Raw genomic sequence first — 26,688 nt, 5'->3', positions numbered from 1 at the left:
GGTATCTCCCTCGATAACAGATCTAAGCGGATGCTTCGGCGCGATACAGCGCGCGGCTTTCAGCGAGCAGAACGTGGGCCAGCTGCTCGATACTGGTCGGTGTGACTCGGTAGCTCGGAACAACCACGCTGAGGGCTCCCACCACGCGGTCGCCCACCCGGATCGGCACGGCGATGGCGGTCACGTCTTGCTCGACCCCGTCGCTGACGACGCAGTATCCACTCGCGTCGACGGCGCCCTCAAGCACCCGGCCCGATGCGCTCGACTCCACCGGAAACCGGCGGCCGACCCAGTTTGCGTGGCGCACGGAATGGGTTCCCTCGACGATTGCGATGTAGAGCCCCTGCCGACCGGGGGCCGGAACGCTGAGGTAAGCCGATTCCCCGGTCTCTTCCACCACCCGGTTCATGGGCGCCCGGCAAGTGGCCACGAGTGATTCCTGGCTGAGCGCGAGAACTCCGAGTTGCACGATGGCGACGCCGGGGCGATAGGTGCCGTCGTCTTCGCGACGCACAAACGAGGCGGATTCGAGCGTGCGCAACAGGCGCAGAGCGGTGCTCGGCGACAGGTCGGCCGCTTTCGCCGCGTCCCCGAGGGTGACCGAACCGCGCTCGCAGACCACGCTCAGCAGGGTGAGGGCACGCTCGGCGGTGCGGGTCGTGCTGTCGGTCTTGCTGGGCACATCGACCTGATTCATAGAGCACCGCCTTTCCTGCGCACCCAGTAAAACACCAATTTCATTAGATGGCAATGCCGACGACCACGGTCGCGTCCAGCTCCTCACGGCGCACGATGCGGGGAAGCAGCCCGTTCAGGGAAAAGATCTCGGCCGTCTGCGCGGCCTGGCGTTGCCCGGTTTCGACGAGCAGGCATCCGCTCGGCGAGAGCCATTGGGATGACGTAGCGGCAATACGCCGCTGCACGTCGAGGCCGTCGTCGCCGCCATCGGCGGACGCGCGCGGCTCGAAGAGCCGGGCTTCGACCGGCATGAAAGCGACCTCGTCGGTCGGCACATAGGGTGCGTTGGCGACAATGATGTCGACCCGACCCGTGAGCGACGCCGGGAGAGGCGCGAACAGGTCGCCCTCGAACACCAGCCCACGGTCGGCCAGATTGCGGCGGGCGCAGGCCACCGCGATCGGATCGATGTCGACCGCGAACACCGTGGCATCCGGCCGGACGGCGGCCAGCGTGGTCGCCACCGCGCCGGATCCGCAGCAGAGATCGACAATGACGGCATCGCTCGGGCAGAGCCCCAGGGCCTGCCGAACCAGAAACTCCGTGCGCCGCCGCGGCACGAACACCCCCGGAGCCACCAGAATGCGCAGGCCGCAGAATTCGGCCCAGCCAATGATCTGCTCAAGCGGCACCCCCGCGACCCGGCGGTCGACCATGGCGGTGAGCTCGGCGGGCGACTGTTCAACCGACAGCAGCAGGCGGGCCTCCTCGTCGGCGAAGACACAGCCGGCCGCGCGCAACCGTGAAGCGATGCTGACGAGGTCGGGTGCGAGCATGGGACGTCTCCTGTCGAAGCCGAGCAGGGGCATCCTACGCCCGGGTCTTGAAGGCTGCGCGACGCGTGATTACCCTGAAAGCATGTGCCGAAACATTCATGTCCTGCATAACTTCGAGCCCGCTGCCACCGACGATGAGGTGCACGCGGCAGCGCTGCAATACGTGCGCAAGATCAGCGGGGCGACGCGTCCGTCGAAGGCGAACGAGGAGGCGTTCGAGCGTGCGGTGCAGGAGATCGCCCACATCTCGCGGCACCTGCTCGAAGACCTTGTGAGCACAGCGCCGCCTAAGAATCGGGAGGTCGAGGCCGACAAGGCCAAGGCGCGCTCGCAGAAGAGATTCGCTGCTGCCTGACGCGACCTGCCCGTTCACAACCGCGGAGGTCTCGCCGACTCCGGTGCAAAATCAACGTGCGGTGTCCCGGCCAGGTGATTTCTAGTGCCTGCCCGTAGCCGCAGATCGCGGGCGTTGGCTCTGCCGTTCCGCATAGAGCACCATGATGGCCGCCATGACGCCGGCCGCCAAACCGAAAATCAGGCCGAATGCCAGGGTGATGCCGGCGTAGAGTCCGTCGTCCAGCATGGTCAGCACGATGGCCACGACACCCGACAGCAGCACCACCCCGGCTATCGCCCCGACGGCGGCGAGCGTGGTGCGCGCACGCGTCGATTTCGTGAGGTGCCGATCGAACAGGACCATCGCGGCGACACCGCCGAGCATGCCCGCCACCGCTATGACGAGGCCGATCACGCCATAGTTGGCCATGGATCGCACCACAAACCAGAACCGATACTCGGTTTCACCGCTTCCGGCGTCGGTCATCACGACCGCCACGGCTGCCGCGATCAAGAACCCCATGAACGGCGCAAACACGGCGATGCGCCAGTAGCGCCGAATAATCATGTGCCAACCCTACGTTCTAGAACTCCACCCAGGCGCTGGGCAGCGGATGCTCCACCCGCTCCGGCCAGGTTCACCAGCCCGAACACGACGGCCCCGAGCAGAAAGCCGAGGACCGGGGCCAGAAGTGCGATGCGCCAGTATCGGTGGATCATCATGGCTCCCACCCTATGGGGCGGTCGGCATCCGTTCAGTCGGTGACCGGGTCGATGACCAGATCCGTCCGGTGCGCGCCGTAGTACTGTAGCGATCACGTCGTGGCCAGCACCGGAAGGACACGAAAATGATATTTGTTCGTGCCTTGAAGCCGTTCCGCATCCTTCGTCGTACCCTCGCCGCGCTCGCCGTGGGGCGCGATTGTCGCCACCTCGTCTGCGCTGCTGCCGACGAATGACGCTGACGCCTTTGCGTTGCCACCATCCGCCCGGGCCGTCGTGCAGACCGCACCCGACCTCGCCAAGATTTGCGCCGGATGTCTATCCTTTTGGTGGGCAGGGTGAGCTATCGATCGATGACCAGCCGAGTGCCGCGGCGAACGCCAACAATGATTCGCGACCGCGCTATTCCATGTCGGCCTACCTGGACCTGCCCGTCATCGCGCACGAGGTCGGCCACAACATCGGGGCCGTGCAGGATTCGGCTCCGCACTCGACCAGGGGCGGCCACTGCTACGACGAGGCCGACCTCATGTGTTACGACGACGGCGGGCTGTATTTCGCCGCCGGCGGCACGCTCACCTTCACCTGTGCGGGGCTCGACTCGGCCATCGACTGCCATGACGAGGACTACTACTACCCGGGCACGCCGCCCGCCTCGAACTATCTCGCCACCCACTGGAACACCTCCAACAGCGGGTTCCTGACGCCGGTCGCGTCGTCGGCGGTCCCACCGACCGTCACCGCGAAATCACCGCTGACCCTGGCCACTCGGGTTGCGCAGACGGCCAATGTGACGGCCACGTTCAGCACAGCCGTGCAGGGCCTCTCGTCGACCACGATGCGGTTGAAAAACCCCGTCGGCACGGTTCTCGCGGCGACGGGGTGGAGCTTCACGACCGGGCCGGCGCCCACGATCAGCGTTCGCACCCCGGCGAGCGGGGCAACGGGCGCCAGCCGCACCGCGAGTGTTTCGGTTACCTTCAGTGAGGGGATGGCCGGGGTGACGGCATCCACTTTCAAGCTGAAGAACACGACGACGGGCGCGGCGATCAGCGCCGTCGTCTCGCGTAGCGGCAGCACCAACCAGTGGATTCTGAACCCGAGCGGCACGCTTGCCGCCAACACCAACTTCACCGTCACGGTTACCGGCGGCGCATCGGCCGTGCGCGACCTGGCTGGCAACCCCGTCTCGACGAGCGTCTGGAAGTTTTCCACGGGCAGTTGATGGTGCGCCAGCTAGTCTGAAGCGATGCCCGACCTTGTCTGCTCCGAATGTGGCACCAGCTATCCGGTCGAAAGCCTGGCCTGGCGGTGCACGTGCGGTGGCCTGCTCGACGTCGCCGAGTTCGCCCGGACAGTGGATGCCGCGGCGCTGCCCGGCCGCGCCCCCTCCCTCTGGCGCTATTTTGAAGCGTTGCCGATCGAGGTCGACCCCGCCATCACCCTGGGCGAGGGATTCTCACCACTCATCCCCTCCCGGGCGTTCGCGCCCGTGCAACTCAAACTCGATTTTCTGCTGCCGACGCTCTCGTTCAAGGACCGCGGCGCGGCAGTGCTCGCGACCCTCGCCAGGCGGCTGGGCGTCACAGACGCCATGGTTGACAGCAGCGGGAACGCCGGCACGGCGATGGCCGCCTATTTCGGTCGGGCCGGCATCCGCTGCACGGTGTACGTCCCCGAAGCCACCTCGCCCGGCAAACTCGCCCAGATGCGCGCGCACGGCGCGACGGTTGAACTGGTGTCCGGTTCGCGAGCTGACACCTCCGCCGCGGCCCTGCAGGCCGCGGGACAGCCCGGAGTCATGTACGCGAGCCACGTCTACCACCCTTACTTTCTGCACGGCGTCAAGACCTACGGCTACGAGATCTGGGAACAGCGCGGGCGCTCGCTTCCCGAGACCGTCGTGGTTCCGGTCGGCAACGGCACGATGTTGCTCGGCTGCTACCTCGCTTTCAGCGAACTGGTGGCCGCTGGGCTCGCCGAGCGGATGCCGCGGCTCTGCGCGGTGCAGGCATCCGCGTGTTCGCCGCTTGAGCAGGCCATGGCGCAGGGACTCGACGCACCCGTGGCCGTAGAGAACGGCGCCACGATCGCGGAGGGCATCGCCATTGCTGCGCCGCCCCGGGGGAAGCAGATCCTGGCGGCCGTGCGCGCCACCGGCGGCACCATCGTCTCCGTCACCGACCAGCAGACGGCGGCCGCACGCCAGGAGCTTGCCGACGAAGGTCTCTTTGTCGAGCCGACCTCTGCCGTCTGTTTCGCCGCGGTGCGCGCCGCCGTCGACCAGACGTTCGACTCCGCCAACCCCACCTGGATGAGGGCTGCGAGCCTGCTCACGGCCGAGTCTGTCGTGGTGCCCCTGTGCGGAGCCGGCCTGAAGTCGCCCGCATAACGTCGAATAACTTTTCAATTGCAGAAGAATCGCACTTCTTCTGGCCAACATTCTTGAGAAGAGCGGTTGTTCTTGCGCCAATCTTGATTCAACAGCCGATAGCGGCCCGTTGAGTCAGTAGTCCCGGCTCAGCCCAACTCATACGTCGAAGGAATGAACATGACTGCGTACCAGAAAGACATCGAGGACATCGAAGCCCTCAAACAGCAGGTTGGAAGCAGCTGGGACGCCATCAACCCCGAGTCCGTCGCCCGCATGCGGGCCCAGAACCGGTTCAAGACCGGCCTCGAGATCGCGCAGTACACCGCCGACATCATGCGCAAGGACATGGGGGAGTACGACGCTGACTCCTCCATCTACACCCAGTCGCTGGGCGTCTGGCACGGATTCATCGGCCAGCAGAAGATGATCTCGATCAAGAAGCACCTCAAGACGACCAACAAGCGCTACCTCTACCTGTCCGGCTGGATGGTTGCCGCGCTGCGCAGCGAGTTCGGTCCGCTCCCCGACCAGTCCATGCACGAGAAGACGACCGTTCCCGCTCTCGTCGAGGAGATCTACACCTTCCTCCGTCAGGCCGACGCCCGCGAGCTCGACCTGCTCTTCACCGGTCTCGACAACGCCCGCATCGTTGGCGACGACGCCAAGGCCGCTGCAATCCAGACGCAGATCGACAACTTTGAGACCCACGTTGTGCCGATCATCGCCGACATCGACGCCGGCTTCGGTAACCCCGAAGCCACCTACCTCCTGGCCAAGAAGATGATCGAGGCCGGCGCCTGCGCCATCCAGATCGAGAACCAGGTGTCGGACGAGAAGCAGTGTGGCCACCAGGACGGCAAGGTCACCGTTCCTCACGAAGACTTCATCGCCAAGCTGAACGCCGTTCGCTATGCGTTCCTCGAACTCGGCATTGAAAACGGCATCATCGTCTCGCGCACCGACTCCCTCGGTGCCGGCCTCACCCAGAAGCTCGCCGTGACCTACACGCCCGGCGACCTGGGCGACCAGTACAACTCCTTCCTCGACGTCGACGAGATCACCGAGGCCGACCTCGGCAACGGCGATGTCGTCATCAAGCGCGACGGCAAGCTGCTTCGCCCGAAGCGCCTGGCCAGCAACCTGTTCCAGTTCCGCGCCGGAACAGGTGAGGCGCGCTGCGTGCTCGACAGCATCACGTCGCTGCAGAACGGTGCCGACCTGCTCTGGATCGAAACCGAGAAGCCGCACATCGGCCAGATCGCCGGCATGATGAACGAGGTTCGCAAGGCCATCCCGAACGCCAAGCTGGTCTACAACAACAGCCCGTCGTTCAACTGGACCTTGAACTTCCGTCAGCAGGCCTACGACGCACTCCTCGCCGAGGGCAAGGACGTCTCCGCTTACGACCGCGCCAAGCTCATGAGCGTCGACTACGACGAGACCGAACTGGCTCAGAACGCCGACGAGAACATTCGTACCTTCCAGCGCGACAGCTCGAAAGAGGCTGGCATCTTCCACCACCTCATCACCCTGCCGACGTACCACACGGCCGCGCTGTCAACGGATGACCTGGCCAAGGGCTACTTCGCCGACCAAGGCATGCTCGCCTACGTCAAGGGTGTGCAGCGTCGCGAAATCCGTGAGGGAATCGCCACGGTCAAGCACCAGAACATGTCTGGATCTGACCTCGGTGACAACCACAAGGAGTACTTCGCCGGTGCCGCAGCCCTCAAGGCTGGCGGCGTGAACAACACGAGCAACCAGTTTGACGAGCCGGTTCTGAGCAGCCACTGACTCCAACGGCAGTAACGAAGAAGCCCCGGTCACATGACCGGGGCTTCTTCGCGTGCTGAAGGATTACGACAGCCCTCGATCAAGCCCGAATTCAGGCCCATCATGGCACCATGCTCTCTCTGACGGTGCCCCCAGGCAGATTCGAACTGCCGCCCCTGCCTCCGGAGGGCGAACCAGACACCTTTTCCAGTCGTCCTCCTGACGGTAAATAGCCGATCAAGAGTCGTTTTTGCTCACGATAGTGATCATGATTGAGCAATGATTGCGCTATGATTGTGGGCAAGAAATGGGCCCGTGCCGCAGGTGACGACAGTCGATCCTTCCTCGATCAGAGATTCCGCTCATGACTTCGTCATGGGTATCAATGTCCTATCAGCGGTCACTGTCGCTGGATGACTGTGGCTGGTCCAGAGCGATCATGACGGATACGCAGCGCCGGTAGTGTCTGGACTTCCGAATGCATTCCGAATACGATGATCACATGACTCTGATCAACGACCTTCGTGCCACGACTCGGCGATCATCAGACCTGAGCAAGCACTCGGCCGACGTGTTCGCCGAGGCTGAGGATCACACTGTCCAGATCACGCGCCGCGACGGTGAGCCGCTGGTGCTGATGTCGCAGCGCGAGGCCGACGCTCGGGCTCTACTTCTGCAATTCGCAGCAGACCTCATCACGGTCACGCTCGATGACGAGGGCACGCTCTCATCGAGAATGGCTGACCGGTTCCCGTGGATGCTGGCGCTGTCGCCGGGGGATCAGGCACAGTGCGCGAAAGATCTCGTCAACGCTGCTCGAGCGTCTTTCGCTACAGGCCAGGCGCACCTCGCCATCGCCGAGCTCACCTCTTGGCGCGAGACCGCGACCGCGCTCGCTGCTGGGCTGGCGAGCTACCCGGTCGAGAGTCTCGAGTGGCTCGAGGACGCTGAACTGGTTGAGCGTCCCTGACGGTGGCGAAAGACGACCTGGTCGCCAGGCCCACGAAGAAGACCGAGTACGCGAGTGGGAGGACGATTCCGAACGGACTGGCCCGCGGCGACGCCTATATGAGCTGACTTCGGACGGAACATCAGCCGCGAGGGAAGTGGTGGCCGCGGTCGCAACGCGGAGTCAGGCCAGGATGGCTCGGGTCGTCGTTGCCCCGAATGCGATCGCGACTGGAACCGTCGCATGAACAGCGATGTGTTCCTTCATGTCCTTGCGCAGATGCTGCCCTGCGCAGTCCGCGCCCGCTATCTGGAGGAATGGCGCGCAGACTCATTGGCCGCGGCAGAAGCCGGCCTCCGGCGGCGCGACATCGCTCGCGGAGCCGCAGCGCTTACCTTGACGATTGACCGCGATCTGCCAGCGAACACTAATGAGCCTCGCGGCGCAGTGCCGCGCCGACTCGCGCGCCGCGGGCTCGGTCTCTTCGCTGCTGCGGCGGTTGTTCTTGCCGGGGCGTGGCTCACTAACGGTGGAATCGTGCCCGAAAGGCCCAACACCTCCCCACGGGCGCTCGACACGCTCAGCGCAGTTGCGTGGATCAGCCTTCGCCTTGCGATGCTGGCGGTCTTGGTCGGCGTGCTGTACTTCGGCCGCGCTGCGATCATGGCCAGATCAACCCTTGCCAGAATTGCCACGGCGGCTGCAGTGACGGGCCCCATAACAATCGCCCTTGCCGTCCCCGTTCTCACTCGAACGGCGTGTAGCCAGCCGTTCGAAGAGGATCCCAACCGCTTTGTTCGGTGTTGCTGCGGTTGGCGTGGTGATCGTGATTGGTGCGGTCGATCTCCTTGTGTGGAACCCGCAGGCGAAAGTGCCGGCGCTGAGTTTCGACGCTATCTGCTCGCGGATGATAGAGGTCGATCAGTTCACTCCATCGGCGGCAATAGTCGGCGTGACGTTGTGGGCGGCATTCTGGGGTGGTTTAGCGGTGACTGTTTTTGTTTTCGCGGCCCGACGTAGTCAGACGTGGATGACACCAAGACGAGTGTCGATGCTCTCACTCTGTCTGGGCGTTGAACGCGATGAACCGTAACTATGCCGGTTCACAAGCCAAACTTGCCAACAGGCTCGCCTTCCCTGGTGGCCACGACCTTCAAAAGTTTCCGAGAACCCTCTCAATCAACGCAGAGAGGGACAACATGCGAGCGTCCGGTGACGCATTCGTATCAGAACTCTCCAGCTACGGCGTGGACGTCCAGCGCCACGTCCTTCAGGGCACTCGGCACGCATTTCTGAACAGACCCGACAACGACGCATTCTCGAAGGCCGTTGCGTTGATCGCCGAGTGGACCCTCCGAAAGTAGCTCAATTCGATTTTTCAAATATCAGGGCGTCTGGGCTGGAAGTTTTACCCATAATGAGTGGACGGACACGAATCAATTGTGGGCACGCGTGGGCACAAGACGCTCGCGAGACCGAGATGTCCGCCCCAGTATGGCCCTGGAAATTCCTCTGATCAGAAATTTCTGCGGTGTGAATGGTGTGCCCCCAGGCAGATTCGAACTGCCGCCCCTGCCTCCGGAGGGCAGTGCTCTATCCCCTGAGCTATGGGGGCCAGGGTAGTTCAAGGTTAGCATCATGACTCACTCACCAAGAACCTGCCAGCCGAGGTGCCGGCTAGCCCAAATGCCCGAGTACCGCCGACATGAGGCCTTCGGCAGCGCCGGGCTCGTTGTAGAACGCGGGCGAGCTCAGGGTCACCCAATAGGTTCCGGTGAAGACCTGGGCCTGGCCGCTGCCGCCGGCGTAGGTGAAGAATCCGTCGACGGTCGGCGGAGTGCCGTAGGTCGGCACGGCCTGGCTGTCGGCATCCGCTTGCTGCTTGAGCGTGGTCATCAGCACGGCGTTGGGGGCCACGAGTGAGAGTTCGATGAGCTCGCCGCTGGACTGATTCGAATAGCCGCAGGTCAGGCCGTTGTAGGTCGCTGCGGTCTCGGCCAGGCTGTCAGCACTGGGCGAATAGTCGGGCGCGGTGCCGTAGTTCGAGTTGAAGTCATAGACGTCCTGCAGGGTGAGAAGGTCACCGCAGGTCTGCGCGATCGGTGAACCGGTCGCTTCCGGCGTCGGCGATGACGTCGGCTGCGCGCTCTCGGTCGGGTCAGCGGATGCCCCGCTCGTCGCGGCCGCGGAATCCGTCGGCGTCGGCTCGTCGCCGGTGCTGCAGCCGGTCAGAACGAGGGCGAACAGTGCGCCGCCGGCGAGCACCAGGCCGGCTCGTCGCCGCGCAGACTGAGCGGCAGAACGAACCGTGGTACGAGTAGAAGAGGGGTAGACGCGTGTATCAGTCACGCGTTGACCTTACCAACAGGAGGGGGCCGGTACGATTGACCAGTGACTCCTGCCGAACTCTCCCAGTCCCTTTTCAACCTCATTCAGGACGTCAGTGAACGCCGACGCGAGGCGGACACGGCAAGGGTAGACCTCGGACTCACCCTCGCCGACGTCGCCGTCGAACGCCCGCGCAACCGCGACCACGGCGACTGGGCCTCGAGCATAGCGCTGAAGATCGCCAAACCGCTCGGCGCCAACCCCCGTGAAATCGCGGCGGAACTGGCCGCTGGTCTCGAACAGCTGGCGGAGGTCGCATCCGTTGAAATCGCCGGCCCTGGCTTCATCAACATCCGCCTCGAAGCGGCGGCTGCAGGCGCGCTCGCCAGGACCATCGTCGACCAGGGGGCCGTGTACGGCACCGGCCACCTCTATGACGGCCTCAAGATCAACCTCGAATTCGTCTCGGCCAACCCCACCGGCCCGATCCACATGGGCGGCGTGCGCTGGGCCGCAGTCGGCGACAGCCTGGCCCGCGTGCTGCAGGCCGAGGGCGCCGACGTCACCCGCGAGTACTACTTCAACGACCACGGCTCACAGATCGACCGCTTCGCCCGCAGCGTGCTCGCCAGCTACCTCGGCGAGCCCACCCCCGAAGACGGCTACGGCGGAGCGTACATCGGCGACATCGCCGCGAACGTGCTCGCGAAGTACGACGGTGACGTCGCCGCCCTGCCCAGGGACGAGCAGCAGGAGGTGTTCCGCTCCATCGGCGTCGACCTCATGTTCACCGAGATCAAAGACAAACTGCACGGCTTCGGCGTTGACTTCGACGTGTATTTTCACGAAGATTCGCTGCACGAATCCGGCGCAGTCAACCGCGCCATCGCGCGCCTGCGCGAACAGGGCCACATCTTCGAAGCGGATGGCGCCATCTGGCTGCGCACCACCACCTTCGGCGACGATCGTGACCGGGTGATCATTCGCTCGAACGGGGAACCGGCGTACATCTCGGGTGACCTCGGCTACTACCTCGACAAGCGCGAGCGCGGATTCGACCAGTGCCTGATCATGCTCGGCGCCGACCACCACGGCTATGTCGGCCGCATGATGGCGATGGTGTCTGCCTTCGGCGACGAACCCGGCGTGAACCTGCAGATTCTGATCGGCCAGATGGTCAACCTGCTCAAAGACGGCGAACCGGTGCGCATGTCGAAGCGCGCCGGCACCATCGTCACCCTCGACGACCTCGTCGACGCGGTCGGTGTCGACGCCGGTCGCTACGCCCTGGTGCGCTCGAACAGCGACTCGCAGCTTGATATCGACCTCGACCTGCTCGGCAAACGCACCAACGACAACCCCGTCTTCTACGTGCAGTACGCCCACGCCCGCACCTGCTCGGTCGCCCGCAATGCGGCAGCGAGCGGCGTCGAACGCACGGTGTTCGCCCCCGAACTGCTCGTGCACGACAGCGAATCCGCGCTGCTCGGCGTGCTGCAGGAATTTCCTCGCGTTGTCGCCCAAGCCGCCGAACTGCGGGAGCCGCACCGCGTGGCCCGCTACATCGAAGAGGTCGCCGGCTACTACCACCGCTGGTACGACAACTGCCGGGTCATTCCGCTCGGCGAAGAACCGGTCACCGACCTGCACCGCACCCGCCTGTGGCTCAACGACGCCACCAGCCAGGTGATCCGCAACGGCCTCGGCCTGCTCGGCGTCACCGCCCCGGAGCGCATGTAGCCGCCGTGAATGAAACAGTGGCCAGAACCAAACGGCGCGGCCTCGTTCCACTCATCATCGTGGGCGTGCTCGCCATTCTGCTCGTCGTCGCCTATTTTCTGGTCGACAGCGGTCTGCGCGCGTTCGCCGAGGATCGGGCTGAATCCGAAATCAGCAACCGGATGCCTGCTTCCGTGACCGGCGACATCGACGTCACCATCGGCGGCACCTCCGTCATCGCCCAGTTCATCGCCGGAAACTTCGACCAGGTTGAGCTGACCGCGCCGAACCTGACGGTCGACGGTGTGCCGGCATCCGTTCACGTCATTGCCCGCGACGTGTCGACCAACAGCGCCAAGGCCATCGGCTCGCTCACCGCCACCCTCGACCTCGATCAAGCCGCGCTCACCCAGCTCGTGCTGGCCTCCGGCACCGCGCCCGCCGATGCCGTGATGGCCCTCGGCGACGGCGTCGTCACCTATACCGGCACGGTCAAACTGTTCGAGTTCAATGTCGGCTACAGCGCCACGGCCACGGCCAGCGCCGCCGGGAACACGCTGAACTTCACCCCGACCGAGGCCGCCGTGACGAGCGGGGTCGGTGACATCGACGCGACACCCCTCGTCAACCTCATCCTGCAGCAGGCCCCGATCGGGGTTTGCGTGGCCGGCTACCTGCCCGAAGGCGTCGAGCTGAGCGGCGTTGACATTTCGCCTGAGCGAGCACGCGTTACGCTGGAGTCGAGCAGTTTACGGCTCACCGCGCAGTCGCTGACCACCCTCGGCAGCTGCTCCGGCTGATTCGAACCTCGCCACTCGCGACGGTAGAATACGCCGTAGGCAGGCCCATTCGCTCGGGCTGCCCACTTTCCGGCTTCAGGGACCAATCCGGGTTCGCTCGCTGAGATTCCCCTTCGACTCTCGTGAGGTACTTCCCGTGACAGCTGCACCAAACCCGCTCGCGCCCGACTGGCTGCGCCTGCCCGCCGACGCCAACGCGCTCGCGCCGGGACTCTGGCCCACCTCGGCCTCCCGCACCAGCACCGGCGCCCTCGTGATCGGCGGAGTGAACGCCGCCGACCTCGCTGCCGAATTCGGCACGCCCCTCTACGTCATCGACGAAGCGGATGCCCGCGCCAGCGCCGCCGACCTGCTCGCCGTGTTCCAGGCCGAGTTCGCCCGCATCGGCACGAGAGCCAAGGTGTACTACGCCGGCAAGGCCTTTCTCTCCACCGAGGTCGTGCGCTGGATGATCGCCGCCGGACTGAACATCGACGTGTGCAGCGGCGGCGAACTCGCCGTCGCGCTGGCCGGTGGAGCCGACCCGGAGCGGCTCGGTTTTCACGGCAACAACAAGTCCCTGGCCGAACTCGATGAAGCCACCCGGGTCGGTGTCGGCACGATCGTGATCGACAGCGAAGTCGAGATCGGCCGCGTCGCCGCAGCCGCCGCCCGCAATAACCGGGTGCAGAACGTGCGCCTGCGCGTGAACAGCGGCGTGCACGCCCACACCCACGAATTTCTGGCCACCTCCCACGAGGACCAGAAATTCGGCATCGTGCTTACCGATGCGCCGAGGCTGGTCGGGCTCATTCGTGCCGAGCCCGCGCTGAACTTCGTCGGGTTGCACTGCCACATCGGCTCGCAGATCTTCGGTGCCGACGGATTCGCCGAGTCGGCCGCCCGGCTGCTCGATGTGCACGCGGCCCTGCTTGTGAATGGGCCGGTACCCGAACTCAATCTCGGCGGCGGATTCGGTATCGCCTATACGAGTGCCGACGAACCCACCCCGATTCGCGAGCTCGCCGTGGCCCTGGCCGACATCGTCGCCGCCGAGTGCACGCGACTGAATATTCCGCTTCCGGTCGTCGCGTTCGAACCCGGCCGCGTCATCATCGGTCGCGCCGGCGTGAGCCTGTACCGCGTCGGCACCACCAAGGCCGTCGACGTCTCCGGCACCCCGCGGCTCTACGTCAGCGTCGATGGCGGCATGAGCGACAATGTGCGTCCGGCCCTGTATGGCGCCGACTATGCCGTGCGTCTCGCCGATCGCGCGTCGACCGCAGCGCCCGTGCTCGTGCGTATTGCCGGCAAGCACTGTGAGAGCGGCGACATCGTCGTCGACTCCGACTACCTGCCCGGCGACGTGACCCCCGGCGACCTCCTCGCCGTGCCCGCCACCGGCGCCTACTGCTGGGCGCTCTCCAACAACTACAACTACCAGGGCCGCGCACCCGTCGTCGCTGTCGTCGACGGCTTGGCACGCGTGCTCGTGCGCGGCGAAACGATTGCCGACCTGCTCGCGCGGGACACCGGGGCGCAGTCGCCCACTGAAGGAGAATCTTGAAGATCGAATACCGCAATCTGCGCGTCGCCCTCCTCGGCGGTGGATCAGTCGGTGCCCAGGTGGCCCGGCTGCTGCTCGAACAGGGCCCGGAACTCGCCAACCGGGTCGGAGCCACCCTCGAACTGGTCGGCATCGCCGTGCGCGACGTGAACGCCGAACGCACCGTCGACCTGCCGCGTAAACTGTTCACGACCAACGCGGAGGAACTCATTCTCGGCGCTGACATCGTCATCGAACTGATGGGCGGCATCGAGCCGGCCCGCAGCCACATTCTGCTGGCGATCAACAGTGGAGCGGATGTCGTCACCGCCAACAAGGCGCTGCTCGCCCTCCACGGACCCGAGCTGTTCGCGGCCGCGAACCAGGTCGGCGCCCAGATCAACTACGAGGCCGCGGTCGCCGGGGCCATTCCCATCGTGCGTCCGCTGCGGGAGAGCCTCGCCGGGGACCAGGTCAAGCGCATCCTCGGCATCGTCAACGGCACCACGAACTTCATCCTCGACCGGATGGATACCGAAGGGTCCAGTCTTGAGGACGCGCTGGCCGAGGCCACCGCGCTCGGCTACGCGGAGGCCGATCCGACCGCCGACATCGGGGGTTACGACGCCGCGCAGAAGGCGGCCATTCTGGCGAGTCTGGCGTTTCACACGACGGTGCCGCTGGCATCCGTTTATCGCGAGGGCATCGAGTCGATCACGCCGGCTCAGATTGAATCGGCCCGCAAGGCCGGTTACGTCGTGAAGCTGCTCGCCATTTGCGAACGGGTCAGCGACGAGAACGGCGTCCTCGGAGTGTCGGCGCGGGTCTACCCGGCGATGGTGCCGCGCAGCCATCCGCTCGCCGCGGTGCACGGGGCCAACAATGCTGTTTTCGTCGAGGCGGAATCCGCCGGCAGCCTCATGTTCTACGGCGCCGGCGCCGGGGGAGTGGAGACCGCTTCGGCCGTGCTCGGCGACGTGGTCTCGATAGCGAGGCGCCACGTCGCTGGCGGCCCGGGGGTGGCCGCGTCCAGCTACGCCGCGCTGCCGGTCTTCGACATCGGCCGGGTCACCACCCGCTACGCGGTGACCCTCGAGGTCACCGACGAACCCGGCGTGCTCGCGACCATCGCGAGCGTGTTCAGCAAGCGCAAGGTCTCGCTGGCGCTCGTTGAACAGTCCATGACGCCGGCCGTGATGGCCACGAAGAGTCGCGCAGCCCGCTCGGCCACGGCTACCCTAGTAATCGGGACCCATGACGCAACGGAGGCCGCACTCGCCGCCACCGTGCAGGACCTGGCCACCAACAGTGTCGTCAGCGAAGTCGCATCCGTTTTGAGAGTTGAAGGAGCCTGATGTTTAGCCCAAGCGAGACCAGTACCAACCTGACCACACCCGGCGCGATTGTCAGCCGCCAGTGGCGCGGGGTGCTGAACGAATACTCCGACCGACTCAACATCTCGGCCGCGACCCCGATCATCACCCTGGGTGAAGGCGGAACACCGCTCATTCCGGCCGCCGCGCTCTCCGCACGCACCGGGGCCAAAGTCTGGATCAAATTCGAGGGCATGAACCCGACCGGTTCGTTCAAGGACCGCGGCATGACCATGGCCATCTCCAAAGCGATGGAAGACGGCGCGAAAGCCGTCATCTGCGCCTCGACCGGCAACACCAGTGCGTCCGCTGCCGCCTACGCCACCCACGCCGGCATCACCGCCGCGGTGCTCGTGCCCGAGGGCAAGATCGCCATGGGCAAGCTCAGCCAGGCCGTCGCACACAACGCACACCTGCTGCAGGTGCAGGGCAACTTCGACGACTGCCTCGACATCGCTCGCGACCTCGCCACCAACTACCCGGTGCACCTGGTCAACTCGGTCAACCCTGACCGCATCGAGGGCCAGAAGACCGCCGCTTTCGAGGTCGTCGAAGTACTCGGCGACGCCCCCGACTTTCAGTTCGTCCCGGTCGGCAATGCAGGCAACTACACCGCCTACTTTCGCGGTTACAGCGAAGAGGTCGCTCGCGGCGCCACCACGAAGCTGCCGCGCATGTTCGGCTTCCAGGCCTCCGGCAGCGCCCCGATCGTGCTCGGCCATCGGGTGGACCACCCGGACACCATCGCGAGCGCCATCCGCATCGGGAACCCGGCGTCGTGGGACCTTGCATTGAATGCGCGCGAGCAGAGCGACGGCTACTTCGGTGCCATCACCGACGCGAAGATTCTCGAAGCGCACCGCATCCTCTCGGCCGAGGTCGGCATTTTCGTGGAACCGGCATCCGCCATCGGCGTCGCCGGCCTGCTCGAGCGGGCCGAAGCCGGGTTCATTCCGAAGGGCTCGACCGTGGTCATCACGGTCACCGGGCACGGTTTGAAAGATCCGCAGTGGGCGTTGCGCACCGCCGACGGCTCGGACGTCGTGCCCACCATCGTTCCGGTGGACACCGCTGAAATCGCCAGCGTGCTCGGCCTGGCCAAGGCATGACCAGTTCCGTATCGCTGATCGGCCGAGCAGTGTCGGTGCAGGTGCCGGCCACGACGGCCAACCTTGGCCCCGGCTTTGACACCCTCGGTCTCGCGCTGGCCAAGTACGACCAGCTCGACGTGACCGTGCGGAGCGCTCCCGGCGTGTTCGTCGAGGTGCACGGCGTCGGTGCCGGCCTGGTGCCCACCGACGAGAGCAACCTGGTCGTGCGGGCCATCATCCACACCTTCAAGGCCGTGGGCCAGCCCATGCCCGGGCTCGACATTATTGCGCACAACGTGATTCCGCATGGGCGTGGTCTTGGGTCGTCCGGCGCGGCCATCGTGTCGGGCATCATGGCGGCCAAGGGGCTGCTCGAGGGCGTCGTCGACATCGACGCTGAGATGCTCCTCGTTCTCGCCACCGAGATGGAAGGCCACCCCGACAACGTCGCCCCCGCCCTGTTCGGCGGCCTGACCATTGCCTGGACCACTCCGGAGGGTCCGCGTCACAAAAAGCTCATGGTGCACCGTGGCGTCAAGCCGCTCGTATTCGTACCCGAGCAGGAGATGTCCACCGCGCTCGCGCGCAGCCTGCAGCCGGCCTCGGTGCCGCACGAAGACGCCGTCTTCAACGTGTCCCGGTCTGCGTTGCTGATCGCCGCGCTCATCCAGAGCCCGGAGCTGCTGCTCGCCGCGACCGAAGACAAGCTGCACCAGAGCTACCGTGCCGCCGCGATGCCGGAGACGAACAAGCTCATCACCCTGCTGCGCGCCGCCGGATTTGCGGCCGTCGTGTCCGGTGCCGGGCCGTCCATTCTCGTGTTGGCGAGCGACCCGGGCCAGCGCCTGGTCGCTGCCGAACTGGTCGCGAGCCAATCCGACACCCCGTGGCGGGCCCTGATGCTTGCCGTTGACATGCAGGGTGCCACCGTGCATCCGCTCACCGCGGACACTGTTGGGGAGAGCGCCGCCTAACGAGCGCCCCGATCGGGCCGACCTGCCGCGCGCGGGTCGGCCGGACTGGCGGCCCCACTGTTTGTGGGGTGCTATGGTTGATGTGCACCCGATAGAGACCGCCCACGGCAACATCTTCTCCGGTGCATTCCCTGTACCTCACTGCTATTGCGATTCGTGCGTGGCTGTGTGTGTTTACACCAATCCCCTCCATTTCTCGGATTGGATCACCCGCAGCGCGTTCGTCGCTGCATACATCTCTCCTGGCCTGAATTTCTGTTCGGCAGGGGAAAGGAACCCCCTTCGTGACTGATGTCAAACTCCGCGCCACTGGCTCGGATCTTCCCCGCCTGAGTACCCTTCGCGTGTCCGAGCTGCAGGCTCTGGCCCTCGAACTGAAAATCCCCGGCGCTTCCAAACTTCGTAAAGGAGAACTCGTGGACGCAATTGAAACGGCTCAGGCCGGCACCAGCACCGCTGCTCCGGTTGAGGCGCCCGTTGCTGAGTCTGCTCCGGTTGCTGAGTCTGGTCCGGTAGCTGAGACTGCGCCGGTCGAGGCCGCACCCATCGAGAGCCTCGCTGAGGCGATCGACACCGCTCCCCGTAAGCGTGCACCGCGTCGTGCCAGCACCAGCACCGCCGCTCCCGCCAAGTCCCACGTCAATGCCGACGCCAGCACCGGATTCGGCATCATTCTGCCCGACGCTCCGGCCGCCGGTTCCCGAATCGCGCGCAACGCCCGCGGCGCGGCATCCGCTATCGAAAGCACCACGACCGACACCGCACCCGACGCTGCGACGACGGATGCCGACAAGCCGGTTCGCCAGGCGCGCAAGCGCGTGCAGGTTGCACCGGTGCAGCTCGACGAAGCGGCCGCCGTGGTCGCCGAGTCTGCTGACGCGCCGGTCGTTGCGCCGGTCGACCTGGCCACTGAGGACGCACCTCCTGCCCGCCGTCCGTCCCGTCGTGCTTCGTCGCAGCGCACCGCCGCCGCGCCCGCAGAATCTTCGGCGCCTGACGGCGTGGCCGTCGAGGTCGCAGTTGCCGATGCACCAGAAGCAGTGGCCGACAGTGCCGACGCCGCAACCGACGACGCGAACGACTCTGGTGCACCCCGTCAGGGACGCAGCCGCAGCCGCAGCCGCGGTGGTGACCGTGCGCAGGGCGCCGATCGCAACCAGAGCGAGAACGCCCCGGCCGTCGAACGCCAGGCCAATCAGAATGACCGCGGCCAGAATGAGCGCGGCCAGAACGACCGCAACGATGAGGGTATGACGCGGGCGCAAAGCCAGCGCCAGGCTCGCAACGAACGCAACCAGGAACGCAACCAGGAGCGTGCTCAGGCTCAGGCCGACCGCAACCAGGGCCAGAACGATCGCGGCCAGGACCGTGGCCAGGGTCAGAACGACCGCGGACCAGACCGTAACCAGGACCGCAACCAGGGTCCCGATCGGCTCGACGATGACCTGAACGGCCGCGGCAACCGCAACCGGTACCGTGACCGCAAGCGCCGCGGCCCGAACCAGGGCGATGACTTCGAACCCGAGGTCAACGACGACGACGTTCTCATTCCCGTCGCCGGTATCCTCGACGTGCTCGACAACTACGCGTTCGTGCGCACTTCCGGCTACCTGCCCGGTGCGAGCGACGTTTACGTCTCGCTCGGTCAGGTCAAGAAGTACAACCTGCGCAAGGGTGACGCCGTTGTCGGCTCCATCCGCCAGCCGCACGAGGGTGACCAGTCCGGGCGTCAGAAGTACAACGCCATCGTCAAGGTCGACTCGATCAACGGCCAGACCGTTGAGGAAGCCGCGACCCGTGTTGACTTCCACAAGCTGACCCCGCTGTACCCGACGGAACGCCTGCGCCTCGAAACCGAGCCGGGCAAGCTCACGCAGCGCATCATCGACCTCGTCGCCCCGATCGGCAAGGGCCAGCGCGGACTGATCGTGGCACCGCCCAAGGCCGGCAAGACCATCGTCATGCAGCAGATCGCGAACGCTATCGCTACCAACAACCCCGAGGTCCACCTCATGGTCGTTTTGGTCGATGAGCGACCCGAGGAAGTCACCGACATGCAGCGCACGGTTAAGGGTGAGGTCATCGCCTCCACCTTCGACCGTCCGGCCGAAGACCACACCGTTGTCGCCGAGCTCGCCATCGAGCGCGCGAAGCGTCTGGTCGAACTGGGCCACGACGTCGTCGTGCTGCTCGACTCGATCACTCGCCTCGGTCGGGCCTACAACCTCGTTGCCCCGGCCTCCGGCCGTATCCTCTCGGGCGGCGTCGACGCATCCGCTCTGTATCCGCCGAAGCGTTTCTTCGGAGCGGCACGCAACATCGAGAACGGTGGTTCACTCACCATCCTCGCCTCCGCGCTCGTGGAGACCGGCTCCAAAATGGACGAGGTCATCTTCGAGGAGTTCAAGGGAACAGGCAACATGGAACTGCGCCTGTCGCGCCAGCTGGCCGACAAGCGCATCTTCCCCGCCGTTGACGTGAACGCATCGGGCACCCGCCGCGAAGAAATGCTGATGAGCGCCGATGAGGTCAAGGTCACCTGGAAGCTGCGCCGCGCCCTCGCCGGGCTCGAGCAGCAGCAGGCCCTCGAACTCATCCTCGGCCGTCTCAAGGAGACGTCGTCGAACGTTGAATTCCTCATGCAGGTTCAGAAGTCGATGCCGACCCTGAACGGGTCAGACAAGGACAAGTAATGTTCGAATCCGTCCTCACGCTGCTGGCCGAGCACGACGACCTGCAGTCGCAGTTGGCGGATCCGGAGCTGCACGCGAATCCGGCCCGTTCGAAGAAGGTCAACCGGCGCTATGCCGAGCTGAGTCGCATCATCGCGGCGTACCACGAGTGGAAAGAGGTTGACGACAACCTCGAGGCCGCTCGTGAACTCGCCGACGAAGATGCCGCCTTCGCCGAAGAGATCCCGGATCTCGTGGAACAGCTCGATGTCACAGCCGAGAAGCTGCGACGCCTGCTGATTCCTCGTGACGAACTCGACGCCCGCGACGTGATCATGGAGATCAAGATGGGGGAGGGCGGTGCCGAGTCGGCACTGTTCGCCGCCGATCTGCTGCGCATGTACCTGCACTACGCCGAGTCGAATCGCTGGAAGACCGAGATCATCGAGCAGACCTCGAGCGACCTCGGCGGCATCAAGGACATCCAGCTCGCGATCAAGGGCAATTCGAGCGACCCGGCCGAGGGCGTGTGGGCGCATCTGAAGTATGAGGGTGGCGTGCACCGCGTGCAGCGAGTGCCGGCGACCGAATCGCAGGGACGCATCCACACGTCCGCGGCCGGCGTGCTCGTCTTCCCCGAGGTCGACGAGCCCGAAGAGGTTGAGCTGCACCCGAACGATCTCAAGATCGACGTCTACCGCTCGAGCGGTCCCGGTGGCCAGTCGGTGAACACGACCGACTCCGCCGTGCGCATCACCCACCTTCCCACCGGAATCGTGGTCGCGATGCAGAACGAGAAGTCCCAGCTGCAGAACAAGGAAGCCGGTATGCGCGTGCTGCGTGCCCGGGTCCTGGCCCGCCAGCAGGAAGAGATCGATGCGGCCGCTTCGCTGGTGCGCAAGGGTCAGATTCGCACCATGGATCGTTCGGAGCGCATCCGCACGTACAACTTCCCGGAGAACCGCATCGCCGATCACCGCACCGGTTACAAGGCCTACAACCTCGACGCCGTCATGAACGGAGCCCTCGGCCCCGTCATCGACTCCTGCATCCACGCCGACGAGGAAACCCGTCTGGCCGAGCTCGGTGACCCCGAGTAGCACCCGCATTAACTGAACCGGGCCCGGGCCCGGTCGTATTTCTAGAGGTAGTACTCGGGGTCGAGAGTGCCGCCGCGCGCGGACTCCACCGTCTCCGGAGTTTGCGGGCGAACCGTCGCCGGCACACCCACGAGCAACGACCGCGGCGGGGCGTCCTTGGTCACGACGGCATTCGAGCCGATCGTGCTCCAGGCCCCGATAGTGATCGGGCCGAGCACCTTGGCGCCGGCCCCTACCGTCACTCCGTCATCAAGAAACGGATGCCGCCGCACCCCCCGCGCATGCCCGTGACGGCTCTTGCCACCCAGCGTCACCGCGTGGTATAGCATCACATCGTCGCCGAGCACGGCCGTCTCACCGATCACGACGCCCATGCCGTGATCGATGAACAGCCGGCGCCCGATCGTCGCCCCCGGGTGGATCTCAATCCCGGTGAGAAACCGGGTCACCTGCGACAGCAGGCGGGCAGGCAGGTGCAGCCCGGCACGCCACAGGCGATTGGCAACCCGGTACGACCAGACCGCATGTAACCCGCTGTAGGCCAGGAAGACCTCGGTGTTGCTGCGTGCGGCCGGGTCGTGGATGCGCGCAGCCGCGATGTCTTCGCGAAGGCGCAGGAAGGGATTCATGTAGGGGCAGACTACGTTCTCTTAGTCCAGCAGGTCTTCGTACAGCACGGTCGAAATGTATCGTTCACCGAAGCCGGGAACGATGACGACGATGGTCTTGCCGGCGTTCTCGGGCAGTTTCGCCTGCTCGAGCGCCGCCCAGACGGCGGCGCCGCCGGAGATGCCGCCGAGAATTCCCTCGTCGGTGCCGAGTGAGCGGGCCGTGGCGAGCGAGTCGGCCAGGGTCACATCGGTGATGGAGTCGTAGACCTGGCGGTCCAGCGTCTCGGGCACGAAGTTCGCACCGAGGCCCTGGATCTTGTGCGGGCCGGGCTTGCCGCCGGTGAGGATGGGGGAGTCGATCGGCTCGACGCCGACGACCTTGAGGCCCGGCTTCTGTTCCTTGAGGTATCCGCCGGCGCCGGAAATGGTGCCGCCGGTGCCGATGCCAGCGACGAGGATGTCGACGGATCCGTCGGTGTCGTTCCAGATCTCCACGCCGGTCGTGGCGCGGTGGATGGCCGGGTTGGCCGGGTTGGTGAACTGGCTGGCCAATACGGCACCTGGCGTGTTCGCGACGATCTCGGCGGCCTTCTCGACGGCGCCGCGCATGCCGTCGGCACCGGCGGTCAGCACGATTTCGGCGCCGTAGGCGCGCATCATGACGCGACGTTCCTTGCTCATGGTCTCCGGCATGGCCAGGATGACCGTGTAGCCGCGGGCTGCGCCGACCATGGCCAGGGCGATGCCCGTGTTGCCGCTGGTGGCTTCGACGATGGTTCCACCCGGCTTCAGCGAACCGTCCTTCTCGGCGGCATTGATGATGGCAACGCCGATGCGGTCCTTCACGCTGCTGGAAGGGTTGTAGAACTCGAGCTTCGCGAGCACGGTGGCGCCGAGGCCCTCGGTCAAACGGTTCAGCTTGACGAGGGGGGTCCCACCGACGGCTTCGGTGATGTCGGAATAGATCTTAGGCACGTGAGCAACTTTCGTTCGGTGATTTTCGATATCAGGGCCGTCTCCAGCCTAGGTCTCCCGGCCGATAACGGGTTGGTGCGTTACATTTCACTACGTGCCTTCTTCAGATGCTGCCCTGCCCTCCACCGTGACCGTCCTGCGAAACCGCGCGATCAGCCTGCTCACAGCCGCCGGCGTAACCGATCCCGAAGTCGACGCCGACCTGCTGATCGGCCACGTGCTGGCCCAGAGTCGCGGCGAAGTGCAGGCGGGCAGCATCCTGAATCGACCGATCAGCGAAGCGGATGCTGCCGCCATCGACACCCTGCTGGCACGGCGGAGCACACGGGAACCCCTCCAGCACATCACCGGACGTGCGCCGTTCCGCTCCCTGTCCCTGAACGTGGGGCCCGGCGTCTTCGTGCCCCGGCCGGAAACCGAGCAGGTCGCCCAGTTCGCCATCGACGCACTCCGGTCCATGCCCGATCCCGAGCCGATCGGCGTCGACCTCGGCACCGGAAGCGGCGCAATCGCCCTCGCTCTGGCTACCGAGGTGCCGCACGCGCGCATCTTCGCGATTGAGAACTCGCCCGAAGCCTTCCCCTGGACCACCCGCAACTTCGCAGAGGTCGCCGCCGGCAACGCCACCCTCGCCTTCGGCGACCTCGTCGACGCCTTCGTGGAACTCGACGGCACGGTCGCCGTCGTCATCTCGAACCCCCCGTACATTCCAGCGGATGCGATCCCGCGCGATCCCGAGGTGCGCCTGTTCGACCCCGCCCACGCACTCTTCGGGGGCCCGGACGGCCTCGACGTGGTGCGCAGCGTGTCGGCCACCGGCCTGCGCCTGCTGCGCCCGGGCGGTGTGCTCGTGATCGAACACGGCGAGTTGCAGGGTGGCGACATTCGTGCGCTGCTGACGACTGACGGCTGGCGGGCTGCGGCCACGCACCGCGACTACACCAGCCGTGATCGGGCCACCACAGCGCTGCACCCCTGAACGTGCCTTTGCGGGCGCCCGCGCGCGCATCCGTTCTTCACAACCGCGCTGGGTTAGAATTACCGGAAATGACACGTATCTACGATTGCACGAGCGAGTCGGACACGAGCCACTCCGACTACCAAGCGCACATATCACTGGCGCGCACGGCCATCGGCCGCGGGGCGCTCGTCGTCATCCCCACCGACACGGTCTACGGCGTCGCGGCTGACGCCTTCAACGCCGAGGCCGTGCAGCTGCTCCTCGACGCCAAAGGCCGCAGTCGCCAGTCCCCGCCGCCCGTGCTCATTCCCGGAATCCCCACCCTCGACGCCCTCGCGGTCGACGTCCCCCAGCCGGTACGCGACCTCGTCGCGGCGTTCTGGCCGGGCGGACTGACCGTCATCGTCAATGCCCAGCCGTCACTGGTCTGGGATCTCGGTGAAACCCGCGGCACCGTCGCGCTGCGCATGCCGAGCAATCAGATCGCGCTCGACCTGCTTGCGGCAACCGGCCCCCTCGCCGTGTCGAGCGCCAACCTCAGCGGGATGCCCGCCACCCGCGACGCCCAGGCCGCCGAAGCGGCGCTCGGCGAGAGCGTCGAGGTCTACCTCGACGGCGGCACCGCCGGCAGTACCTATGAGAGCGTGTTCGGCCAGTCCGGCGACGGTTCCTCGACGATCGTCGACGCCACCGGCTTCGACACCAATGGCGGTTTTCTGCACATCGTGCGCAGCGGCGTCATCTCCCGAGAGGCGATCGCTGCGGTCGTCGGTGACGTTCTCGCGGCCGCACCGGCCATCCCCGGAGTACCGGCAGAACCAAGTGAAGCGGATGCGACTCCCACGATCGCCGCCCCGTCCCACGACGCCGCCGAGGAAGACGCCGCCGAGGAAGACAAAGCCGAGGAAGACACCCGGAACGAAACGGATGCCGGTCGGTAGCCCATGACCCTTTTCTTCCTGCTCGCGCTCGTCACTGCAATCGTCACGTTCGTGCTGTCGATCGTGGTCTACAAACTCAGCCACAAGTACCGCCTGTACCCGAAAATTCGCGAACGCGACGTGCACACCCGCCCCACCCCGCGCCTCGGTGGCATCGCCATGTTCCTCGGCATTCTGGTCGCCTTCGGGATCGCTTATCTCATCGCGGGGGCCTTCGCGCCGCTCCGACTGGTGTTCGCCGATCCGCAGCAGATTCTCGCGATTCTGGGCGCGGCCCTGCTCATCGTGCTCGTCGGTGTTGCCGACGACATCTGGGACCTCGACTGGATGACCAAACTCGCCGGTCAGTTCATCGCCGCCGGGCTGGTCGCCTGGCAGGGCGTGCAAATTTACTCCCTGCCGATTGGAGGGCTCACCGTCGGCAGCGGTTGGATGTCGATCGTGTTCACGGTCGTCGCCATCGTGGTGGTCATGAACATGATCAACTTTATCGACGGCCTCGACGGCCTCGTCACCGGGGTGGCCCTGATCGCCAACGGCGTGTTCTTTCTCTACAGTTACCTTCTCGTGCGCGACACCTCGCCGACGAACTACTTCAACCTCGCCTCGCTCATCGCCGCTATTCTGGTCGGCGCCTGTGTGGGGTTCCTGCCATTGAACTGGCACCCGGCCAAAATGTTCATGGGCGATGCCGGTGCCCTGCTCGTCGGTCTGCTCATGGCCACGAGCGCGATCGCCATCACCGGCCAGATCGACCCGACGGCCATCAACCGGTCACAGCTGTTCCCGGCCTTCATTCCCATCCTGCTGCCGGTGGCGATCATGATCATTCCGTTGCTCGACTTCGGGCTGGCCGTGTTCCGGCGGGTGCGGGCCGGTAAATCGCCATTCAGCGCCGACCGTAAACACCTGCACCACCGGCTGCTCGATATGGGACATTCCCACCTGCATGCCGTACTGATCTTCTACGGGTGGACGGCGGCAGCATCCGTCGGGTGCCTGCTCTACTACATCCTGCCGGTCTACTTCGCCCTGCCGACCTGGTACGCCACCATCTTCCTAGTGACCTCGCTGCTCATTTGCACGATCGTCACGCTCGCCCCGCTCGGCCGCCGCAAGACGGGTGAATGGGCCAGCCAGTCGGCACCGGCCCAGATCGCTGTCCTCGACCAGTTCGACCCGCTCGACGAGGCGGCCGCGCCAGCCACAACAGACCCAATACCGACACGAGCGACCGCCCCCGCGGCGGCACCTGCCGAGGAGAACGTATGACCAGCGTCACCCCATCAGCTTCAACACCATCAGCGTCTACCCAGGCCACGTCCATCCCTGTCCTGCGTCGCATCCTGGTCTACGGGGGCTGGGTCGCACTCGCCATCGCCGTGGTCGGGTCCGTCATCGGCTATCTCGTCGCCGGTGGAACCGGCGTGCTCAGCGCCCTGATCGGAACGGCCATGTCCGTCGCCTTCATGGGCATCACGGCCGGCAGTATTCTGCTGGCCAACCGCGTCGCCGGCAACGAATCCGCGATCGGTGGCTTCTTCGGCATCATCATGGGCGGATGGCTGCTCAAATTCGTCGTGTTCCTGGTCCTGCTCGTCGTGTTGCAGGACCGCGAGTGGATCCAGCCGATGGTGCTGTTCCTCTGCATTATTGCGGGGGTCGTCGGATCCCTCGTGGTCGATGCCGTCGTCGTTATGAAGAGCCGGATGCCCTACGTCAGCGACGTCACATTGCCCCCCGCCCCGGTGGACGAGTAACCCTACGGCCCATCCACCCACGGATACCGCTCTCGATTCGGTGCAACGCCTGATCTTTGCTAGAGTAAACACCGATCCCACCCCGGTTTGCACATGCTTTACAGCGTCGTAAACCTGCCCATATTCGTCGTTGCGCGAGCAGAGCTCACCGCCCCGAAACAGGAGAAAGCGCTGCTAGAAATCGCCGTA

At 65.5% G+C, this 26,688-nt stretch carries 26 protein-coding genes and 1 tRNA gene; 19 read left to right on the top strand and 8 right to left on the bottom strand.

Annotated elements, in window-relative coordinates:
- Positions 1-22: 22 nt before the first annotated feature.
- Both E3O06_RS10450 and E3O06_RS10445 read right to left on the bottom strand, forming a co-directional pair.
- Positions 23-697 (bottom strand): IclR family transcriptional regulator, encoded by a 675-nt coding sequence (locus E3O06_RS10450; protein ID WP_134503310.1) that lies wholly within the window; start codon positions 695-697, stop codon positions 23-25.
- Between the two features lie 43 nt (positions 698-740).
- Positions 741-1,514, bottom strand: coding sequence for a putative protein N(5)-glutamine methyltransferase (locus E3O06_RS10445; RefSeq protein ID WP_198415808.1), 774 nt, complete (start codon positions 1,512-1,514; stop codon positions 741-743).
- 82 nt (positions 1,515-1,596) lie between these two features.
- Here E3O06_RS10445 and E3O06_RS10440 point away from each other — a divergent pair, with 82 nt between their 5' ends.
- Positions 1,597-1,869, top strand: coding sequence for a DUF2277 domain-containing protein (locus tag E3O06_RS10440; protein ID WP_134503308.1), 273 nt, complete (start codon positions 1,597-1,599; stop codon positions 1,867-1,869).
- Between the two features lie 81 nt (positions 1,870-1,950).
- Here the strand turns inward: E3O06_RS10440 and E3O06_RS10435 are convergent, their stop codons facing one another.
- Both E3O06_RS10435 and E3O06_RS17570 read right to left on the bottom strand, forming a co-directional pair.
- Complete coding sequence (locus E3O06_RS10435; RefSeq protein ID WP_134503307.1) at positions 1,951-2,418, bottom strand: hypothetical protein; 468 nt, start codon at positions 2,416-2,418, stop codon at positions 1,951-1,953.
- On the bottom strand, positions 2,415-2,573 hold the full coding sequence (locus tag E3O06_RS17570) for a hypothetical protein (RefSeq protein ID WP_166788174.1): 159 nt from the start codon (positions 2,571-2,573) through the stop codon (positions 2,415-2,417). The genes E3O06_RS10435 and E3O06_RS17570 overlap by 4 nt, the downstream gene beginning before the upstream one ends.
- 409 nt (positions 2,574-2,982) lie before the next feature.
- Between E3O06_RS17570 and E3O06_RS10430 the strand changes: the two genes are divergently transcribed.
- The 6 genes from E3O06_RS10430 to E3O06_RS18425 all read left to right on the top strand — a co-directional run bounded on the left by E3O06_RS10430 (position 2,983) and on the right by E3O06_RS18425 (position 9,033).
- On the top strand, positions 2,983-3,798 hold the full coding sequence (locus tag E3O06_RS10430; RefSeq protein ID WP_241980065.1) for an Ig-like domain-containing domain: 816 nt from the start codon (positions 2,983-2,985) through the stop codon (positions 3,796-3,798).
- A 24-nt stretch (positions 3,799-3,822) separates the two neighbouring features.
- Complete coding sequence (locus tag E3O06_RS10425) at positions 3,823-4,965, top strand: threonine synthase (protein WP_134503305.1); 1,143 nt, start codon at positions 3,823-3,825, stop codon at positions 4,963-4,965.
- Between the two features lie 159 nt (positions 4,966-5,124).
- A complete protein-coding gene (locus E3O06_RS10420) occupies positions 5,125-6,741 on the top strand; it encodes an isocitrate lyase (RefSeq protein ID WP_134503304.1) in 1,617 nt (538 codons plus the stop codon).
- Positions 6,742-7,222: 481 nt separating this feature from the next.
- The gene (locus E3O06_RS10415; RefSeq protein ID WP_134503303.1) at positions 7,223-7,690 is read left to right on the top strand and encodes a prevent-host-death protein; all 468 of its coding nucleotides are present in this window, start codon (positions 7,223-7,225) and stop codon (positions 7,688-7,690) included.
- 772 nt (positions 7,691-8,462) lie between these two features.
- Positions 8,463-8,762 (top strand): hypothetical protein, encoded by a 300-nt coding sequence (locus E3O06_RS10405; RefSeq protein ID WP_134503302.1) that lies wholly within the window; start codon positions 8,463-8,465, stop codon positions 8,760-8,762.
- Positions 8,752-9,033: an alpha/beta hydrolase gene (locus tag E3O06_RS18425; protein ID WP_134503301.1), complete on the top strand. Its 282-nt coding sequence runs from the start codon at positions 8,752-8,754 to the stop codon at positions 9,031-9,033. Before E3O06_RS10405 ends, E3O06_RS18425 begins: the two co-directional genes overlap by 11 nt.
- A gap of 179 nt (positions 9,034-9,212) precedes the next feature.
- Here E3O06_RS18425 and E3O06_RS10395 read toward each other — a convergent pair.
- Positions 9,213-9,284: transfer RNA gene (locus E3O06_RS10395), tRNA-Arg, on the bottom strand.
- A 62-nt stretch (positions 9,285-9,346) separates the two neighbouring features.
- Positions 9,347-10,018, bottom strand: a complete 672-nt coding sequence (locus E3O06_RS10390) for an iron ABC transporter ATP-binding protein (RefSeq protein ID WP_134503300.1) — start codon at positions 10,016-10,018, stop codon at positions 9,347-9,349.
- 42 nt (positions 10,019-10,060) lie between these two features.
- Here E3O06_RS10390 and argS point away from each other — a divergent pair, with 42 nt between their 5' ends.
- The 8 genes from argS (at position 10,061) to prfA (ending at position 21,251) form a co-directional block, all read left to right on the top strand.
- Positions 10,061-11,737, top strand: coding sequence for an arginine--tRNA ligase (argS, locus tag E3O06_RS10385; protein ID WP_134503299.1), 1,677 nt, complete (start codon positions 10,061-10,063; stop codon positions 11,735-11,737).
- A gap of 17 nt (positions 11,738-11,754) precedes the next feature.
- On the top strand, positions 11,755-12,516 hold the full coding sequence (locus E3O06_RS10380) for an LmeA family phospholipid-binding protein (RefSeq protein WP_166788173.1): 762 nt from the start codon (positions 11,755-11,757) through the stop codon (positions 12,514-12,516).
- Positions 12,517-12,652: 136 nt separating this feature from the next.
- Positions 12,653-14,062 carry a diaminopimelate decarboxylase gene (gene lysA / locus E3O06_RS10375; RefSeq protein WP_134503297.1) on the top strand — a complete coding sequence of 470 codons (1,410 nt, stop codon included), beginning with the start codon at positions 12,653-12,655 and terminating at the stop codon, positions 14,060-14,062.
- Positions 14,059-15,396 (top strand): homoserine dehydrogenase, encoded by a 1,338-nt coding sequence (locus E3O06_RS10370; protein WP_241980063.1) that lies wholly within the window; start codon positions 14,059-14,061, stop codon positions 15,394-15,396. Before lysA ends, E3O06_RS10370 begins: the two co-directional genes overlap by 4 nt.
- On the top strand, positions 15,396-16,523 hold the full coding sequence (thrC, locus tag E3O06_RS10365) for a threonine synthase (RefSeq protein ID WP_134503296.1): 1,128 nt from the start codon (positions 15,396-15,398) through the stop codon (positions 16,521-16,523). Before E3O06_RS10370 ends, thrC begins: the two co-directional genes overlap by 1 nt.
- Positions 16,520-17,479 carry a homoserine kinase gene (gene thrB, locus E3O06_RS10360; protein WP_134503295.1) on the top strand — a complete coding sequence of 320 codons (960 nt, stop codon included), beginning with the start codon at positions 16,520-16,522 and terminating at the stop codon, positions 17,477-17,479. The genes thrC and thrB overlap by 4 nt, the downstream gene beginning before the upstream one ends.
- A gap of 284 nt (positions 17,480-17,763) precedes the next feature.
- Complete coding sequence (gene rho, locus E3O06_RS10355; protein ID WP_134503294.1) at positions 17,764-20,172, top strand: transcription termination factor Rho; 2,409 nt, start codon at positions 17,764-17,766, stop codon at positions 20,170-20,172.
- Entirely contained in the window at positions 20,172-21,251 is a 1,080-nt protein-coding gene (gene prfA, locus E3O06_RS10350; protein WP_092109373.1) for a peptide chain release factor 1, read from the top strand. Before rho ends, prfA begins: the two co-directional genes overlap by 1 nt.
- A gap of 41 nt (positions 21,252-21,292) precedes the next feature.
- On the opposite strand, the gene epsC is transcribed toward prfA, so the two are convergent.
- Together epsC and cysK are read right to left on the bottom strand one after the other, a co-directional pair.
- Positions 21,293-21,880, bottom strand: a complete 588-nt coding sequence (gene epsC, locus E3O06_RS10345) for a serine O-acetyltransferase EpsC (RefSeq protein WP_134503293.1) — start codon at positions 21,878-21,880, stop codon at positions 21,293-21,295.
- A gap of 21 nt (positions 21,881-21,901) precedes the next feature.
- Positions 21,902-22,837, bottom strand: a complete 936-nt coding sequence (cysK, locus tag E3O06_RS10340) for a cysteine synthase A (protein WP_134503292.1) — start codon at positions 22,835-22,837, stop codon at positions 21,902-21,904.
- A gap of 94 nt (positions 22,838-22,931) precedes the next feature.
- On the opposite strand from cysK, the gene prmC reads away from it, so the two are divergent.
- The 4 genes from prmC (at position 22,932) to E3O06_RS10320 (ending at position 26,499) form a co-directional block, all read left to right on the top strand.
- Positions 22,932-23,816 carry a peptide chain release factor N(5)-glutamine methyltransferase gene (gene prmC, locus E3O06_RS10335; protein WP_134503291.1) on the top strand — a complete coding sequence of 295 codons (885 nt, stop codon included), beginning with the start codon at positions 22,932-22,934 and terminating at the stop codon, positions 23,814-23,816.
- Between the two features lie 68 nt (positions 23,817-23,884).
- Positions 23,885-24,739, top strand: coding sequence for an L-threonylcarbamoyladenylate synthase (locus tag E3O06_RS10330; protein ID WP_134503290.1), 855 nt, complete (start codon positions 23,885-23,887; stop codon positions 24,737-24,739).
- Positions 24,740-24,742: 3 nt separating this feature from the next.
- Complete coding sequence (locus tag E3O06_RS10325; protein ID WP_134503289.1) at positions 24,743-26,011, top strand: MraY family glycosyltransferase; 1,269 nt, start codon at positions 24,743-24,745, stop codon at positions 26,009-26,011.
- Complete coding sequence (locus E3O06_RS10320) at positions 26,008-26,499, top strand: Cg1360 family ATP-synthase-associated protein (protein WP_134503288.1); 492 nt, start codon at positions 26,008-26,010, stop codon at positions 26,497-26,499. Before E3O06_RS10325 ends, E3O06_RS10320 begins: the two co-directional genes overlap by 4 nt.
- The last annotated feature ends 189 nt before the right edge of the window (positions 26,500-26,688 follow it).

The organism is Cryobacterium glaciale, from assembly GCF_004402535.1.
Lineage (GTDB): Bacteria > Actinomycetota > Actinomycetes > Actinomycetales > Microbacteriaceae > Cryobacterium > Cryobacterium glaciale.
The sequence above is the reverse complement of the archived record's forward strand: the minus strand, read 5'-3'. Positions and strand labels throughout refer to the sequence as shown.

What these genes read in the sequence shown, in the direction of transcription:
- epsC (WP_134503293.1), bottom strand. Translation starts at nt 21,880, where the DNA reads ATGAATCCCTTCCTGCGCCTTCGCGAAGACATCGCGGCTGCGCGCATC.
- E3O06_RS10415 (WP_134503303.1), top strand. Translation starts at nt 7,223, where the DNA reads ATGACTCTGATCAACGACCTTCGTGCCACGACTCGGCGATCATCAGAC.
- E3O06_RS10440 (WP_134503308.1), top strand. Translation starts at nt 1,597, where the DNA reads ATGTGCCGAAACATTCATGTCCTGCATAACTTCGAGCCCGCTGCCACC.
- thrB (WP_134503295.1), top strand. Translation starts at nt 16,520, where the DNA reads ATGACCAGTTCCGTATCGCTGATCGGCCGAGCAGTGTCGGTGCAGGTG.
- E3O06_RS17570 (WP_166788174.1), bottom strand. Translation starts at nt 2,573, where the DNA reads ATGATGATCCACCGATACTGGCGCATCGCACTTCTGGCCCCGGTCCTC.
- E3O06_RS10445 (WP_198415808.1), bottom strand. Translation starts at nt 1,514, where the DNA reads ATGCTCGCACCCGACCTCGTCAGCATCGCTTCACGGTTGCGCGCGGCC.
- E3O06_RS10325 (WP_134503289.1), top strand. Translation starts at nt 24,743, where the DNA reads ATGACCCTTTTCTTCCTGCTCGCGCTCGTCACTGCAATCGTCACGTTC.
- E3O06_RS10435 (WP_134503307.1), bottom strand. Translation starts at nt 2,418, where the DNA reads ATGATTATTCGGCGCTACTGGCGCATCGCCGTGTTTGCGCCGTTCATG.
- E3O06_RS10320 (WP_134503288.1), top strand. Translation starts at nt 26,008, where the DNA reads ATGACCAGCGTCACCCCATCAGCTTCAACACCATCAGCGTCTACCCAG.
- E3O06_RS18425 (WP_134503301.1), top strand. Translation starts at nt 8,752, where the DNA reads ATGAACCGTAACTATGCCGGTTCACAAGCCAAACTTGCCAACAGGCTC.
- E3O06_RS10425 (WP_134503305.1), top strand. Translation starts at nt 3,823, where the DNA reads ATGCCCGACCTTGTCTGCTCCGAATGTGGCACCAGCTATCCGGTCGAA.
- E3O06_RS10330 (WP_134503290.1), top strand. Translation starts at nt 23,885, where the DNA reads ATGACACGTATCTACGATTGCACGAGCGAGTCGGACACGAGCCACTCC.
- E3O06_RS10450 (WP_134503310.1), bottom strand. Translation starts at nt 697, where the DNA reads ATGAATCAGGTCGATGTGCCCAGCAAGACCGACAGCACGACCCGCACC.
- E3O06_RS10430 (WP_241980065.1), top strand. Translation starts at nt 2,983, where the DNA reads ATGTCGGCCTACCTGGACCTGCCCGTCATCGCGCACGAGGTCGGCCAC.
- thrC (WP_134503296.1), top strand. Translation starts at nt 15,396, where the DNA reads ATGTTTAGCCCAAGCGAGACCAGTACCAACCTGACCACACCCGGCGCG.
- E3O06_RS10420 (WP_134503304.1), top strand. Translation starts at nt 5,125, where the DNA reads ATGACTGCGTACCAGAAAGACATCGAGGACATCGAAGCCCTCAAACAG.
- prfA (WP_092109373.1), top strand. Translation starts at nt 20,172, where the DNA reads ATGTTCGAATCCGTCCTCACGCTGCTGGCCGAGCACGACGACCTGCAG.